Origin of the sequence: Bradyrhizobium sp. HKCCYLS3077 (genome assembly GCF_051167555.1) — a bacterium.
Lineage (GTDB): Bacteria > Pseudomonadota > Alphaproteobacteria > Rhizobiales > Xanthobacteraceae > Bradyrhizobium.
Genome location: NZ_JBNPTH010000002.1, coordinates 347,954 through 362,612 on the forward strand (window position 1 = coordinate 347,954; position 14,659 = coordinate 362,612).

A 14,659-nucleotide genomic window follows, 5' to 3' on the forward strand; every position below is an offset into this window, starting at 1 on the left:
GTCAGCCTGCCGGGACCTTGAACATCGGCGTGATCAGGTCGATGCCGCATTCGAGGCCGGCGCACCACTCGATGAACTGCTGTGACATCGCCGCATCGGGAAACAGCGCGCCGTGCTGGGGCGCGATGATCTCGATGTCGAGCGGCCGGACCATGTCCGCCCACGCCTTCATCACGCGGTTCGACACCATGTAGCGGCGGTGGAAGCCTTCCATGTAGCGGATATGCGCCTTGAAATCGCGCGTGACGATGTAGTCCACGCCGATCGAGGCGCCGAGATCGCCGCTGTAGAGGATCTTCGAGACGGGGTCATAGAGCTGGAAATTGCCCTCGCTGTGCAGGAAATGCGCGGGCAGCGCGTAGAGCTTGCAGCCGGCGAGATCGAACACCATGCCCTCGTCGGGGATCGGCTTCAGCCGGTCGGCGACGATGTGGTCGAAGCCGAAATGCGGCACGAAGCGGGTCCACAGCGACGAGATGTAGGCGTCGGCATCGGTCGTCATCAGCCAGCCGTTGATCGCGGCGACGATGTCGGGGTCCTGGTGCGACAGGAACAGATATTTCAGCCGTCCGCCCGAGAGCTCGCTGAAGGTCTCGCCGAGGACCTTGGAATAGACCTTGTGGCCGCCGGGATCGAGCAGCATGCCGACTCGGTCGTGAATGATCAGGTGCTGGTTCGCCTGCACCGCGAGGTCGCCGGCGCTGAAATCCTCCAGCAGGATGTTCTTGTGGACGCCGTCGTCATAGAGGACGGTATTGGCCATGAGCTACTCCCGCCGGCGCAGCGCGCCGGCTCAACTGCGGGACGAATGCGAGGACGGTTGCGCTACAGCACCTTCTGCAGCGACCGGACGGCCTCGCGCATGTCGAAGAAGGTGAGGCCGAGCTTGCTGTTCTCGTTGGTCAGCGCGAGCAGCAGCGCGCCGCGGCCGGCGCTGACCAGGACGGCGTAGCCGGACTCGCCGCGGATGATCACTTCCTGCAGATGGCTGCGGCCGAGCTCCATCGCCGCGCGGCCGCCGAGCGACAGCAATGTCGCGGTCATGCCGGCGACCCGCGTCTCCTCCATGTCGGCGGCGAGCACGCTCGCGATCATCAGTCCGTCCTCGGAGATCAGCGCGCAGGCCTCGACGCCGAAGGAGTCGCTCTGCAATTTGCGCAGGACGCGGTTGATCTCATCGAGTCGTGACATCGGCTTCTCCTCGACGGCGGAGCGGGGTGCAAACCTGGAATGAAATTGATGCTGGGTCATGGTGCTGTCTTCGCCTGATGCAATTGAAAGATCGGAAATGTCTTGTTCGGCCGCTTCGCGGCCGGTGTCGGCGTCTGCTGTGTCCGGGGTGGTGAGGGCGCGGGTTTCGAGCGTTTCCACCGCGTCGTCCAGCGCGCGTTGTTCGGCCTTGATGCGCGACCGCGAAACAGGCGGATCCATCGCCTGCAACTGCGTCACCAGCGCCTGGCGTGCCGATTGGTAGACCTCGGCCCGGCGCTCGGCGGAGGAATCCGACAGATTTTCCATCGCGCGGGACAGCAGGATGAAATAGTCGGCGGTGGTCACGGGGACGGCCTCGCCATCCTCATGGGGTCCGTGCGCTCTGCTCAGCAGGCTTGCGAGGCGTCCCATCGCTCTCTCGTTACTCAACGCAACTAACGGTGCGTAAGTTAGGTCGGTACAAGAGGCGCCGCGAATGATCTGAATCAAATTAACTAAGATCGTGATAGAAAGACGCAGGAGCGCCGTCAAAACAACTGCAGTCTGCCATCGAGGCGCCGCATCCGTCGCCGTTTCGCCGCAATAGCGGCGCGGCAGCTCGGCATCCGCCGCCGTTGCACCCAGAATCAGCTACGATGCGGGCCGTCCATTGCGGCGCGGGGAGGGCAATGTGAATAAACGAGACTATTTGCAGCGCGACGCGACGGCGCTCGCCGAGGCGGTGAAGGGCGGCGAGGTCAGCGCGGCCGAGCTGCTGCAGCTCGCATTGACGCAGAACGAGCACGCCCAGCCGACGACCAACGCCCTCTGCATGCTGATGGAGCGCGAGGCCCGGGCCCAGGTGGCGAAGCCCGCGGCCGGCCCGTTCACCGGCGTGCCGTTCCTGATCAAGGACTGCGCCCAGGACTATGCGGGCCTGCCGACCGCCTATGGCAGCAAGGCGCTGTCGGGGATCGTCGCGGCCGAACATGCCTCGGTGGTCCGGCGCTATCTCGAAGCCGGCCTGGTGATCTTCGGCAAGACCAACCTGCCCGAGCTGGCGCTGAAGGGCGTCAGCGACTCCCGGGGTTTCGGCCGCGTCAGCAATCCCTGGAATGCGGCGCATACGCCGGGCGGCTCGAGCGGCGGCGCCGCCGCGGCGGTCGCCTCGGGCGTGGTGCCGATGGCCGCCGGCAATGATGGCGGCGGCTCGATCCGCATCCCCGCCGCCTGCTGCGGCCTGTTCGGGCTGAAGCCGTCGCGCGGTCTCGTCTCGTCGGGCCCGGGCTTCGGCGAATACTGGTTCGGTGCGTCCTGCGAAGGCGTGATCTCGCGCAGCGTGCGCGACACCGCGCGCGCGCTCGACGTCATCGCCGGCAGCGAGCCCGGCGATCCGTTCCTGGTGGCCGAGCCCGGCGTGGTGTTCGCCAACGTGATGGCGCGCGATCCCGGCCGGCTGCGCATCGGCTACACCAGCGCCTCGCCGATCGGCACCGAGGTTCACACTGAAGCGAAGCTCGCGGTCGAGAGCGCCGTGAAGCTGTTGCAGGGTCTCGGTCACGAGGTGGAGGAGGCGACGCCCGACATCGACGGCGCCGCGCTCGCGACCTCGTTCCTGCACATCTATTTCGGCCAGGTCGCGGCGCTCGTGGCCGACGCCCGCGCCAAGGGCGCGAAGCGCGAGGAGTTCGAGCTATTGACGCGCGTGCTGTCGACGCTCGGCGGCGCGATCTCGGCTGGCGCGCTCACCACGCAATTGCTGAAATGGAACGGCTTCGCCCGCGCGCTCGGAAAATTCCATGCGCGCTACGACCTGCTGCTGACGCCGACGCTCGCGCATCCGCCGATCCGGCACGGGCAGGGCGATCCGTCGACCGCCGAGCAGACCCTGCTCGACATGCTCGACCGCATCGGCCTGCTCGGATTGCTGACGCGCTGGGGCGCGCTCGATGGCATGATCGACAAGATCGCCCGCGACAGCCTGCAATACGTCCCGTTCACGCAACTCGCCAATCTGACGGGCACGCCTGCGATGAGCGTGCCGCTGCACTGGACCGCCGACGGCCTGCCGCTCGGCGTGCAGTTCACAGGCCGCCTCGGCGACGAGGCCCGGCTGCTGCAGCTCGCCCGCCAGCTGGAGGAGGCGCAGCCCTGGTTCGACCGGCTGCCGGAGTGGGTGATGCAGAACTGATTGCACATCCGTCGTCGGTCGTGTTCTATTTCAAGTAGATTGTTTGCGGCGCACGCTTTTTGCGGAGCAGCGCGAGGTCTTGCCAGGCAACCGAGCGATCGGCCCGTTGCGGCATCGTGAGCTGCATTTTCGACGTATTTGCTTTCAGAGGGGGAGGCCATGAGCGTCAGGGTCTATTTCGCGACCAACCGGCAACCGCTGACCTCCGAGGGATCGGATCAGATCACGGGCTTCAGCTCGGAGCTCGGTCCGGTGAATGGCCTGAACGTCCGGTATGGCCGGGCCGACATCGAGGTGGATCTGACGGCACGCACCTATGCGCTGGTGCCGGGGTCGCTGCATGTCGAGGCGGAGCAGCTGATCTTTCCGCAAGGCTCCCGCGCGGTGCTCGGCAGCGACACGATCTTCGGCGCGCTGCGCAGCGACATGCTCGCAAGGGCGCGGCCGACGATCGCCTTCATTCACGGCTTCAGCAACAGCTTCGTCGATGCGATCGAACGCGCCGGCTGGATCTCGGCGTTCTACGGCATCGACGCCAACATATTCGTGTTCAGCTGGCCTTCGATCGCCTCGCCGATCGGCGTGCCCTTGCCCTATGTGGACTATCAGCACGATCGCAGGACCGCGGCCGCCTCCGGCCCGGCGGTGGCGCGAACGCTGCGCCGGCTCTACGATTTCGTCGACGGGCTGCCGGAGAGCGAGCGCTGCAACCAGAGCATCCATCTGATCTGCCACAGCATGGGCGTCTATGTCTTGCGCAACGCGCTGCAGGCGCTGATGCAGCTGCCCGATCCGATTGCCGGCGCGACCGCGTCCGGCAGCGTTCCGGCCATGGTGCGCATGGGCGGGATGCAGCCGTCCCTGACCGGATTGCGCCGCACCTTCGACAAGATCGTGCTCGCCGCCGCCGACGAGGATGCCGACGCCTTCGATGATCCGGCGAAGCTGAAATATCTGCCGCGCACCGCCACCAGCGTCACGGTCTATCACTCGACCAAGGACTGGGTGCTCAACACGCTCAGCGCCGGCACGAAGTTCAACGGGCCGCGCCTTGGGAACGACGGACCCGACAACATGGGCAGCATCAGCGACAAGGTCACCGCGGTCGATTGCTCGGATGTCACCTCATTCGAGCAGGACCCGCAGCAGCACCAGTACTATCGCATCTTCCCGGTGGTCCGCGACGACATCGTCCAGGTCCTGAATGGCGTGCCGCAGAACCAGGTCACCAACCGGGAGCCGGCCGGCTCGGGCCGCTATCGGATCCTGCCGCAAGGCAGTGCCAGAGCCAGCAGGCCGCGGCGAGCCGTCGCGAAAAAGAGGGCCGCCGGCAGCTGATCACCACGCTGCCGATGCTGCCTAACCCGACTTGCGCGGCATCCCGATGGCGCGGCCGAGCCCGTCCGGACGCGGCAGCACGGCATGCGCCTGCAGCACGCGGCCGATATTGGCCTGGATGTCCTGAGGAAACGGCGCGACCTTGCGTTTGGTCATGTCGATATGCACCGACATGTTCTCCGACGTCGCCGAGATCCAGCCTTCTTCGGCATGACGCAATTCCTCGAAGGTGTGCAGCCGCTTCTCGTCGGCGGCGATCAGCCAGACCGCGATCTGCACGGGATCGCCGAGATGGATCTCGCGCAGGTACCGCACGTGGCACTCCGCGGTGAAGGTCGAGCCCTGGCGCTCCGTCATGTAGGCCGGGCCGATGCCGAGCTCGGCCCAAATCTGGTCGATCGCGCGGTCGAACATCACGTTGTAATAGGCCATGTTGAGATGGCCGTTGTAGTCGATCCATTGCGGCTCGATCTGCATGATGGACGACAGGAACGGCCCGCTCGGGGCGGACGTGGACACTGCATTATCGCTCATCGGCTCTTCCGTTTGCTCCCTTGACCCCTGTTGCGTCCTTTGCCACGGTCCGCCCAACTTCCGGAGGACAAAGTGGCGACGACGATCCCTCATCACGACCTGAAGCGGCCCGCGCCTGACGCGCTCAAGAACGCCCTCGATGCGCTCGCCGCCCGCTTCGGCAACAAGCTCATCACCTCGCAGGCCGTGCGCGAGCAGCATGGCCATACCACGACCTGGCTGCCGACGCAGCCGCCGGATGGCGTGGTGCTGGCGCAGGAGACCGCCGACATCCAGGACGTCGTCCGCATCTGTGCGCCGCTCGGCGTGCCGATCATTCCGTTCGGCACCGGCACCTCGCTGGAAGGCCAGGTCAACGCGCCCGCGGGCGGCATCTGCATCGACATGCGCGACATGAACAAGGTGCTGGAGGTGCATGCCGAGGATCTCGACTGCGTCATCCAGCCCGGCATCACCCGCAAGACGCTCAACGAATATCTCCGCGACCAGGGCCTGTTCTTCCCGATCGATCCCGGCGCCGATGCCTCGCTCGGCGGCATGGCCTCGACGCGCGCCTCCGGCACCAACGCGGTGCGCTACGGCACCATCCGTGAGAACGTGCTGGCGCTGAAGGTCGTGCGCGGCGACGGCGAGATCATCAAGACCGGCACCCGCGCCAAGAAGTCGGCGGCCGGCTACGACCTCACGCATCTGTTCATCGGCGCCGAGGGCACGCTCGGCATCATCTGCGAGATGACGATCCGGCTGCGCGGCATTCCCGAGACCATCGCCGCCGCGTCGTGCTCGTTCGAGACCGTGCGCGGCGCCTGCCAGGCGACCATCCTCGCGATCCAGACCGGCATCCCGATGGCGCGCATCGAGCTGCTCAACGCGGCGCAGGTGAAAGCGTGCAACGCCTATTCGAAGCTGACCCTGCCGGAGACGCCGCTCCTGCTCCTGGAGTTCCACGGCAGCGAGGCCGAGGTCGCCGAGCAGTCGAAGAACTTCGCGGAGATCGCGCGGGAATGCGGCGGCGGCGACTTCGCCTGGACCACCAGGCCGGAGGACCGCACCAAGCTCTGGCAGGCGCGTCATGACGCCTACTGGTCCGTCAAGGCGATCCGCCCTGGTGTCGGCGTCGTCGCCACCGACGTCTGCGTGCCGATCTCGCGTCTCGCCGATTGCGTCGGCGAGACCGAGGAGGATCTCGCGCGGCTCAACCTGACCTCGCCGATCGTCGGCCATGTCGGCGACGGCAATTTCCACTGCTCGCTGATGTGCGACGTCGACGACGCCGACGAGATGGCCCGCGGCGAAGACTTCATGCATCGCCTCGTCGAGCGCGCCCAGGCCATGGGCGGCACCTGCACCGGCGAGCACGGCATCGGCCAAGGCAAGCAGAAGTACTTGAAATCGGAACTCGGCCAGGAAGCGCTCGATGCGATGCGTGCGGTCAAGCAGGCGCTCGACCCGCAGAACATCTTCAACCCCGGCAAGATCATCCCGGCAGCCTGAGCGTCGTCATTCGAGCCCAGCTATTGCCGCAACAACGGTGCGCTCCCTCTCCCCGCCCTTGCGGGGAGAGGGTCGGGGTGAGGGGCAGCGGCACGGGAAGTGCTGGAGAGATCCGGACTCTCTTACTTGATCGACTGACTCCGAAGCGCGACTTGGAGCGGCCTTCACTGGCACCACCCGTGCCGTTGCCCCTCACCCCAGCCCTCTCCCCGTGAAGGACGGGGAGAGGGGGCGCAGCGCGCTCGCGGTCAAAGCTCGGCTCCAATGCAGTCTCGCATCTCCCAACAAAAAACGCCGCCGCAACTGAGCGCGGCGGCGTTGTCGTGGTCACGTCAGGCGATCAGCGGCAGACGCGGCGCGGGCCCCACGGGGTCGGGCGCACCCAGCAGGTGCGCGGGCCGTAGCCGTAGTAGCGCGGGCCGTAATAGGCGCGCGGCGCGGGACGGCAGCGGCCCCAGCGGTCGGGGAACCAGCCGGGACCGCAGCCGCCGGCGACGCGCTCCACATTGCTGTCCGGAGCGGCCGGCTGGGCCGGCAGCGTGAAGGCCTGTGCGGCCGACGCGCCCAGCAGGACGGTGGCGGCGAACAGGGCGGAGGTGAACAGATTGCGCATGTGAGTCGCGGTCCTCTCGTTGGTGACGAATCAAAGCAGTCCTTAGACGTCCTCAGACGGGTTTTGGTTTCGCAAGTTTTTCGAGATCGCGAAACCTTGCCCCATTACCACAGCGCATCAGCGAGATGCTGATCGTGCACTGCAGTTCTGCCGGTCCGATGACGCATCGCTGCAGTGTCGTCGTTGGCGTGCGGTGAGTACAGTGTATTTACGGCAAGGGACATGAACGGTGGCTGACATTGTCGCCGTCGTGCCTCGTGCACGCGGCATCATTTGCCGGCCTGCTGCGCCTTCGCATCCTTCAGCGCCGTCTTGCAGCCATCCGAGAGCTTGTCGAACTTCTCGATCATGCATTGCTTGATGCGGCCGCCGCCCGGCGAGATGCCGGCGCACAGCGTCCGCACCTCGCTGCCGCAGGCTTGCCGCACTGCGCCCGTGTTCTGGGCCTGAGCGGCGGTGATGGGAACAACTATCAACAGCAGCGGAACCAGCTTGCGCATGAGTGACGATCCTTGTCTGTGCCGCAGCCGACGGGCCGGGCGTCGCGAAGCCGGATGTCTCGCCCGCGAACGTTGCGCATGTATGTCGATTGTCCGAGCGCGGCGTAACGGTTTGTATCAGGAGGTCACCGCCCCATCGCCGCCGAGCTTCTGCAGCGCCAGGTCCACGCTGTGGAACACGCGATCGCGCGGCAGCACGTCGTAGAGTCCGAAGCGCTCGAAGGCTTCCTGCGCGCGCAGCGATTCCAGCCGGGCGACGGCGAACACGATGCCGTCCCTGTTGCACAGAGCGATCACCTCGCGCAGCGTCTGCGCGGCGGTGAAATCGATCTCGACCATCGCGCTCGCTTCCAGAACGAGAAGCCGCGGGCTGCGGCGCTGCAGCAGGTGCTGCAGGTCGGCGCGGAAGGTCGCGGCATTGAGAAAGCTCAGCGGCGCCTGGAAGCCGATCACGGCGATGTCTGACAGCTGCTCGCCCTTGATCTGCGGATGCGCCGGCCACCAGATCGTCGTCTCCGGCACGCGCTCGAAGGTGATGAGATGCGCGCGCGTGGTGCTCCAGATGCCGTGCAGCAGCGACAGCGTGATGCCGAGCGCCACGCCCTGCTCGATGGGCAGCACCACGATCGCCGCCGCGGTCGCCACGATCAGCAGGAACTCGCCCTTCGACGCGCGATAGATGCTGGCGATCTGTCCCACGCGGATGATGCGCAGCGCCACAAACAGCAGCACGCCGCCGAGCGCGGCCTCCGGCACATGCGCCAGCAGCCGGGCGCCGAACAGCACCAGCAGCAGCACGATGACGGCCGCCAGCAGGCCCGCGGCCTGCGAGCGGCCGCCGGTCTCGACCACGATGCCGGTGCGCGGCGGACTGGCATTGACCGGAAACGCACCGAACAGGCCGGCGAGCAGGCTGCCGGCGCCGGCGCCGAGAAAGTCGCGGTCGACGTCCGCCGGGTGATCGGGATCGGAGGAAAACGAGCGCGTCGTCGCCGAGGTCTGCACCATCACTACGACGGCGATCAGGAAGGCGAGCGGCACCAGCTTGGCCCATTGCTCGGGTCCGATCAGCGGAATCGACGGCATCGGCATGGTGCCCGTGACGCTGCCGATGACCTGCACGCCGCGCGCCTCCAGGCCCGCGGCGATCACGAACAAGGTGGAGGCGACGAGCGCGATCAGCGCGCCGGGAATGCGCGCGCTGATGCGCTCGCAGAGCGTGATGGTCGCGAGCACGCCGAAGCCGATCAGCATCGTGGTCCCGTTGGCCTTGCCGAGTTCGCCGGCCATGGCCGCGATGCGCGCCAGCGTCGGCCCGCCCGGCGACGGCAGCCCGAGTACGCCGGGCAATTGCGAGACGATGATGTGCACGGCGATGCCGGCCAGGAAGCCGACCGTCACCGGCACCGACAGCAGGTTGGCGATGCCGCCGAGCTTGAAGCCGCCGGCCAGCACCAGCATCACGCCGACCAGCAGCGCCAGCGCCGCGGCCAGGCTGCCATAGTCGGGCGAACCGCTCGCCGCGAGCAGCGCCAGCCCGCCGGCGAAGATCGGCGTGATCGTGGAATCGGCGCCGCAGGACAGGAAGCGGTTGGCGCCGAACAGCGCGAAGCCGAGCGAGCCCGCGATGAAGGCGAAGAAGCCCGTCTCCGGCGTGAAGCCGCCGAGCTTGGCGGTCGCCATCTGCTCGGGGATGGCGATCGCGGCCAGCGTTAGTCCGGCGGCGAGGTCGGCGGGCAGGGCGCTGATGCGCCATCCCTGCAGGGATCGCAGCAGAGGCCAGGGAAGAGGGACGTCGCGGCGCGGCTGCTCGGTCATGTCGATGTCTCCGGGCGCATGGCAGCGGAGCTGCTGATCGGTTCAGGCAAGGTCGCGGTCCCAGGGTGGCTGCGGCGAGAAGGCCTCGCTGACAAAATCGATGAAGGCGCGCACCTTGGCCGAGGGTGTGCGGTCCGGCAGGTACACGGCGTGCACCGCGAGCAGGTCGGACGGCGGCACGTCGAGCGTCACCGGCACCAGCCGGCCGGCGCGGAGCTCGTCGCCGACGATGAAGGTGGGCTGATAGATCAGGCCCTGTCCGGCCAGCGCCGCGGCGAGCAGCGCGTCGCCATTGTTGGCGCGCAGATTGCCGCTCACGGTCACGTCGACGATCGCCTTGCCGCCCATGCGCCAGCGCGACGCGCCCGCGGCCGCCAGCGTGTAGCCGAGACAATTGTGGTGGGCGAGATCGGCGGTGATGCGCGGCGTGCCGTGCGCGGCGAGATAGGACGGCGCGGCGCAGATCATCATGCGGCACGGCGCCAGCCGGCGCGCCACCAGGGTCGAATCTTTCAGCGTGCCGATCCGGATCGCGAGATCCCAGCCTTCCTCGATCAGGTCGACCAGCCGGTCGTTGAGGCCGAGCTCGACGCTGACCAGGGGATGGCGCGCGGCGAACTCCGCAAGCAGCGGCGCGATCTGGCGGGTGCCGAACGCGAGGGGAACGTTGAGCCGCAGCAACCCGCGTGGCTCGGCCCGATCGGCGGCAATCGCGTTCTCGGCCGCATCGAAGTCGCCGAGCACCCGTTCGGCAAACTCGAGATAGCGCCGCCCCGCTTCGGTGATGGTCAGCCGGCGGGTGGTGCGGTGAAACAGCTTGGTGCCGAGCCGGCTCTCGAGCGCGGCGAGGTGCTTGGTCACCATGGTCGGCGACATCTCGAGCATGCGCGCAGCCCCGGACAGGCTGCCGGTGGCGGCGACCCTGGACAGCACCTCCAGCCCGGTCAGGCGGTCGAGCACGACGATTTCACTCTCTGAGTGTGAACTGAATTTCCGTTGTACCGGATTATCGTCTCCTGGGAAATGATCCATAGGGGACGAAAGTCCCATTGGAGGTTTTGATGATCGATTCCCGCACCGCGCCCTATGCCGCCCTTCTTCTCCGCCTGACCCTGGGCGGCCTGTTCCTGGCCCATGCCAGCCTCAAGCTGTTCGTGTTCAGCCCGGCCGGCACCGCGAAGTTCTTCGGCAGCATCGGCCTGCCGCCCGAACTGGCCTATGTCACGATCACCGCCGAAATCCTGGCCGGCATCGCCCTGATTCTCGGCGTCTATACGCGCTGGGTGGCGCTCGCCGCCGTGCCGATCCTGCTCGGCGCCATCTTCACCGTGCACGGCTCGGCCGGCTTCTTCTTCAACAATCCGAAGGGCGGCTGGGAATATCCGGCGTTCTGGGCCGTCGCGCTCGTGGTGCAGGCCCTGCTCGGCGACGGCGCCTACGCGCTCGGCGCTCTGCGCGGCAATCTCGGAGGCGGCCAGCTGCGCAGCGCGCATTAGCGTCAGGGGCGGTTTACTGTCGCTCCAATCTCGATGTCATCCCGGCGAATGCCGGGATCCATAACCACCCGGCAGCAATGAGTTGAGCACGCTGGTCGACGGCCAGCCTGCCTCAACCTCCAGGCACGGAGTCTGGGTCCCGGCTCGAGGCCGGGACGACAGTTGTCTGTGAGGCGCGACCTGAGATATCAATCGGAGAGGAGCCAAGCCATGAACCTGCCCAGCATCTTCCTGTCGCACGGCTCGCCGATGCTGCCGCTGACGGCCTCGGCGGCGCGTGATTTCCTTTCAGGCCTCGGCAACAGCCTGCCGCGGCCGAAGGCCATCCTCGTGATCTCGGCGCATTGGGAGACCGACATACCTGCCGTCAACGTCGTCGCCGCCAACGAGACGATCTACGATTTCTACGGCTTCCCGCCCGAGCTCTATCAGTTGCGCTATCCCGCCCCGGGCGCGCCCGATCTCGCCCGCGCCGTCGCGGAACGGCTGCAGGCTGCCGGCCTTCCGGTCGGCGTCGACCGCGAGCGCGGTCTCGATCACGGCGCCTGGGTGCCGCTGCTGCTGATGTATCCGCAGGCCGATATTCCCGTGGTGCAGCTGTCGATCCAGACCGAGCAGGGCCCGGCGCATCATCTCGCGCTCGGCCGCGCGCTGGCCGGCTTGCGCGACGAGGGCGTGCTGATCATCGGCAGCGGCAGCTTCACGCATAATCTCGGCGAGTTCCGCAAGCGCCGGCTCGACATCGACGATCCCGCGCCGTCCTGGGTCGTTGACTTCGCCGACTGGGTGCACAAGGCCGCGATCGAAGGCCGCGTCGACGATCTCGTCAACTACCGGACCCTTGCGCCGCATGCGCGCGACAACCACCCGACCGACGAGCACTTCCTGCCCCTGTTCGCCGCGCTCGGGGCAGCCGGTGCGAACGCCCGCGTCGAGCGCCTGCACAACAGCGCCAATTACGGCGTGCTGCGCATGGACGTCTATGCGTTCCATGGCGCCGACGAGGCGAAGGCTGCGGCGTAGACCGTCGGACTGATTAGTTGGACATCTCACTCCACGACGTCATTCCGGGGCAATGCCGCAGGCCTTGAACCCGGAATCCCGACATTGGCTTGCATTCTTCTTTAGCTCGAGTTTCCGGGTTCGATCCTCCAAACGCGACTGTGTTTGGAGGATCGCCCAGGGCTATCGCATATGGCGATCGCAGTTTTGCGTTCGTTTCTCACCACGTCGTCATGGCCGGGCTTGTCCCGGCCATCCACGTCGTCCGGCGTGCTGAGAACGACGTGGATGCCCGGGACACGCCCGGGCATGACGGAGTAACTAACTTGCGGGTTCGTTTACTGCGACGGCCTAGAATATCCATATGCGACACCCCTGGGGAATGACGAGAGGGTGTTGCTTGCCCGTCGGGTTACTATGTCGCAGCCGATGTCCCTTGTGTCGTCGGGCAAATCACCACGATCCTCTCGCACATCCCGTCTCACTGAAGGGGCGTTGCGCGCGATCGTCACGACACGCGGGGCGGGGAGCGGTGGCCGCGAGAGCTCGCAGCATGTCCTGATGGGTGTGCGGACGAACGAGCCTCTTGCGGACGTGAAGTCGCAGCGTGCTGACACCCCGATGCTGGTGTCCCGCGCAATGCGTAAGCATTGTCGCGAATGGTTGCCAACAAGCCCGGCGCACCAGGCAGACTGCGTATAAGCGTGAAGACCATCGCGCAGGGAGGGCCGGGCGTTCTCGGCCAGACCTGTGGTACCTGCCGCCTGCATTTGTTTGAGCAGGCGGGCCACGGGCGCGGCCAGCGCCCGGCCTTCCCTGCGCCCTTCTGTTTCGAGGAGGGTGAGCGGCTCTCGCATAGCCCGGGCATATCGTGCCGCGGACATGCAGATGCGCGTCGGTCCGCCGGACGAACGTGAGATGTTACCACATCGTCATTGCGAGCGCAGCGGTAACTACCCAGGTCGCCGCTCTGTCAAGCAAGGCGGATTGTATGGATGAGCTGTGTTGGGCATAGGGTCAATGTTTCGAGCATGTTCCATCCGCGCTTTCGTGCGGTGCCGATCAGGGTTCGGAGCGTTGCGAAATTGTCGGCACCTTGTGAGGTGCGAAAGCCGCCGGAGATCTTCTGCCGCAACTTCATCATGCGAGCATCGCGCTCGGCCTCGTTGTTGGTAAATGGTACGGCTGGGTTGCGCAGGAACAGCAGCACGGCGGCTTTATGCAGCTCGAGGCGCAACAGGAGATTATGGCCGGTGCGCCGTCTGATCCGCCCGCGTTTGACGTTGCGAGGCAACTCGGGAAGCGCCTTGTGCCAAGCGATGCCGTCGCGGATGATGCGGTCATACTGCCGTTCGGCGGCACGGATTTTGTCGGGAGGCAGCGCACCTGTCTGGCCGGCTGGACGCTCGAGCGCCAGATTGACCTCGTGGCACAGCTTGCGAAGCAGGGTGCGCATGCGCCGGGCCCAGGCCTCGCCATCGATGTCGACCAGCGCCGTCAACTCGCGCAGATGATGCGCATTGCACAGCGCATGGGTGACGCCCGGCATCTGGAAGTAGGATGTCCAGTGATCGTGCATCACGATATGCGCCGCTTGCGTCAGCACCTCACCTCGCCTGCGGGAGACGCGATAGTGCACCAGCCCATTGCTCCCGGCGGTGCCTGCGACATGCAGCCATTGCGGCGTGGCACCCACCCAAAACCCGGTCTCATCCAGGTGCTTGACCGGTGCCCGGCGGATCTCTTCGCAGACCGCCGCGGCGAAGGCCTGCGTCCGGCTGGCGGCACGGGCGATCATCTGCCCAATCGTGCCGGCCGAAACGGTCACGCCAAACAGATCGGTAAGGACTTGCCCCAAACGATCTTCCGGCAGGAACTGTCCGGCCGACAGATACGTCACGACGGCGGACAATCGTGCGCCATATTGCACCGGCGCCCTGACCTCCGGAGGAAACGATCCCGTCGTGACCGCGCCACAGCCGCTGCATCTGCAGCGATAACGCTGATGCTCCGTGACGAGCAGCGGTCTCGGCGCCGGCAGATCGAACACCTGACGGCGGTCGACAAGGTCCAGCGGCTCCTCGCCCAGCGCGGCTTGGCAGTGTCCGCACGTGGCAGGCCGGTGGATGATCGTATGATCGACCTGTTCCGACCGCTTCAGGTGTTTGCCGGGATGACCAGGCTGGCCGCCGGGCTTCCTCACCCCTCGCTCACGAAGGCTGCGCGTCCGGCGAGGACCCTGGCCCGGCCCATCGCTCGAAGGCGGCTTGCTGCTGTTGGAGCTATCCAGGCCAAGTCGGCGCTCCAGATCGGCCACACGGGTCAACAGCAACGCGTTCTGCTGTTCCAGCAGCGCGTTGCGCGCCTGCAGCTCCCCGATCAGGACCAGCAGCGAATCAACGGACAAAGCGTACGGCAGCTTCATCCATACCTTGACTCACAAACACATGTGGCCAGTCAAGCGATACAGACGGACACCTGG

At 66.5% G+C, this 14,659-nt stretch carries 13 protein-coding genes; 5 read left to right on the forward strand and 8 right to left on the reverse strand.

Annotated features, from left to right (window positions below; genetic code table 11):
- Window position 1: 1 nt before the first annotated feature.
- Window positions 2-763, reverse strand: a complete 762-nt coding sequence (locus ACQR0Z_RS07600; RefSeq protein WP_434918218.1) for an MBL fold metallo-hydrolase — start codon at window positions 761-763, stop codon at window positions 2-4.
- A gap of 62 nt (window positions 764-825) precedes the next feature.
- Entirely contained in the window at window positions 826-1,623 is a 798-nt protein-coding gene (locus ACQR0Z_RS07605; protein WP_434918712.1) for a roadblock/LC7 domain-containing protein, read from the reverse strand.
- 259 nt (window positions 1,624-1,882) lie between these two features.
- Here ACQR0Z_RS07605 and ACQR0Z_RS07610 point away from each other — a divergent pair, with 259 nt between their 5' ends.
- Window positions 1,883-3,382: an amidase gene (locus tag ACQR0Z_RS07610; RefSeq protein WP_434918219.1), complete on the forward strand. Its 1,500-nt coding sequence runs from the start codon at window positions 1,883-1,885 to the stop codon at window positions 3,380-3,382.
- A gap of 159 nt (window positions 3,383-3,541) precedes the next feature.
- The gene (locus tag ACQR0Z_RS07615) at window positions 3,542-4,720 is read left to right on the forward strand and encodes an alpha/beta hydrolase (protein WP_434918220.1); all 1,179 of its coding nucleotides are present in this window, start codon (window positions 3,542-3,544) and stop codon (window positions 4,718-4,720) included.
- 21 nt (window positions 4,721-4,741) lie between these two features.
- On the opposite strand, the gene ACQR0Z_RS07620 is transcribed toward ACQR0Z_RS07615, so the two are convergent.
- Window positions 4,742-5,254 carry a thioesterase family protein gene (locus tag ACQR0Z_RS07620; RefSeq protein WP_434918221.1) on the reverse strand — a complete coding sequence of 171 codons (513 nt, stop codon included), beginning with the start codon at window positions 5,252-5,254 and terminating at the stop codon, window positions 4,742-4,744.
- A gap of 72 nt (window positions 5,255-5,326) precedes the next feature.
- Here ACQR0Z_RS07620 and ACQR0Z_RS07625 point away from each other — a divergent pair, with 72 nt between their 5' ends.
- Window positions 5,327-6,748 (forward strand): FAD-binding oxidoreductase, encoded by a 1,422-nt coding sequence (locus ACQR0Z_RS07625; protein ID WP_434918222.1) that lies wholly within the window; start codon window positions 5,327-5,329, stop codon window positions 6,746-6,748.
- 340 nt (window positions 6,749-7,088) lie between these two features.
- Here ACQR0Z_RS07625 and ACQR0Z_RS07630 read toward each other — a convergent pair whose 3' ends face one another.
- The 4 genes from ACQR0Z_RS07630 to ACQR0Z_RS07645 all read right to left on the reverse strand — a co-directional run bounded on the left by ACQR0Z_RS07630 (window position 7,089) and on the right by ACQR0Z_RS07645 (window position 10,639).
- The gene (locus ACQR0Z_RS07630; RefSeq protein WP_434860692.1) at window positions 7,089-7,361 is read right to left on the reverse strand and encodes a GCG_CRPN prefix-to-repeats domain-containing protein; all 273 of its coding nucleotides are present in this window, start codon (window positions 7,359-7,361) and stop codon (window positions 7,089-7,091) included.
- 269 nt (window positions 7,362-7,630) lie between these two features.
- Window positions 7,631-7,861 carry a hypothetical protein gene (locus tag ACQR0Z_RS07635; RefSeq protein ID WP_434876616.1) on the reverse strand — a complete coding sequence of 77 codons (231 nt, stop codon included), beginning with the start codon at window positions 7,859-7,861 and terminating at the stop codon, window positions 7,631-7,633.
- A gap of 117 nt (window positions 7,862-7,978) precedes the next feature.
- Window positions 7,979-9,679 (reverse strand): SulP family inorganic anion transporter, encoded by a 1,701-nt coding sequence (locus ACQR0Z_RS07640; protein ID WP_434918223.1) that lies wholly within the window; start codon window positions 9,677-9,679, stop codon window positions 7,979-7,981.
- 42 nt (window positions 9,680-9,721) lie between these two features.
- On the reverse strand, window positions 9,722-10,639 hold the full coding sequence (locus tag ACQR0Z_RS07645; protein WP_434860695.1) for a LysR family transcriptional regulator: 918 nt from the start codon (window positions 10,637-10,639) through the stop codon (window positions 9,722-9,724).
- Window positions 10,640-10,740: 101 nt separating this feature from the next.
- Here ACQR0Z_RS07645 and ACQR0Z_RS07650 point away from each other — a divergent pair, with 101 nt between their 5' ends.
- Entirely contained in the window at window positions 10,741-11,175 is a 435-nt protein-coding gene (locus tag ACQR0Z_RS07650) for a DoxX family protein (protein WP_434918224.1), read from the forward strand.
- A 210-nt stretch (window positions 11,176-11,385) separates the two neighbouring features.
- On the forward strand, window positions 11,386-12,198 hold the full coding sequence (locus ACQR0Z_RS07655; RefSeq protein WP_434918225.1) for a DODA-type extradiol aromatic ring-opening family dioxygenase: 813 nt from the start codon (window positions 11,386-11,388) through the stop codon (window positions 12,196-12,198).
- Between the two features lie 952 nt (window positions 12,199-13,150).
- Here ACQR0Z_RS07655 and tnpC read toward each other — a convergent pair.
- A complete protein-coding gene (tnpC, locus tag ACQR0Z_RS07660) occupies window positions 13,151-14,602 on the reverse strand; it encodes an IS66 family transposase (RefSeq protein WP_434918226.1) in 1,452 nt (483 codons plus the stop codon).
- Between the last annotated feature and the right edge of the window lie 57 nt (window positions 14,603-14,659).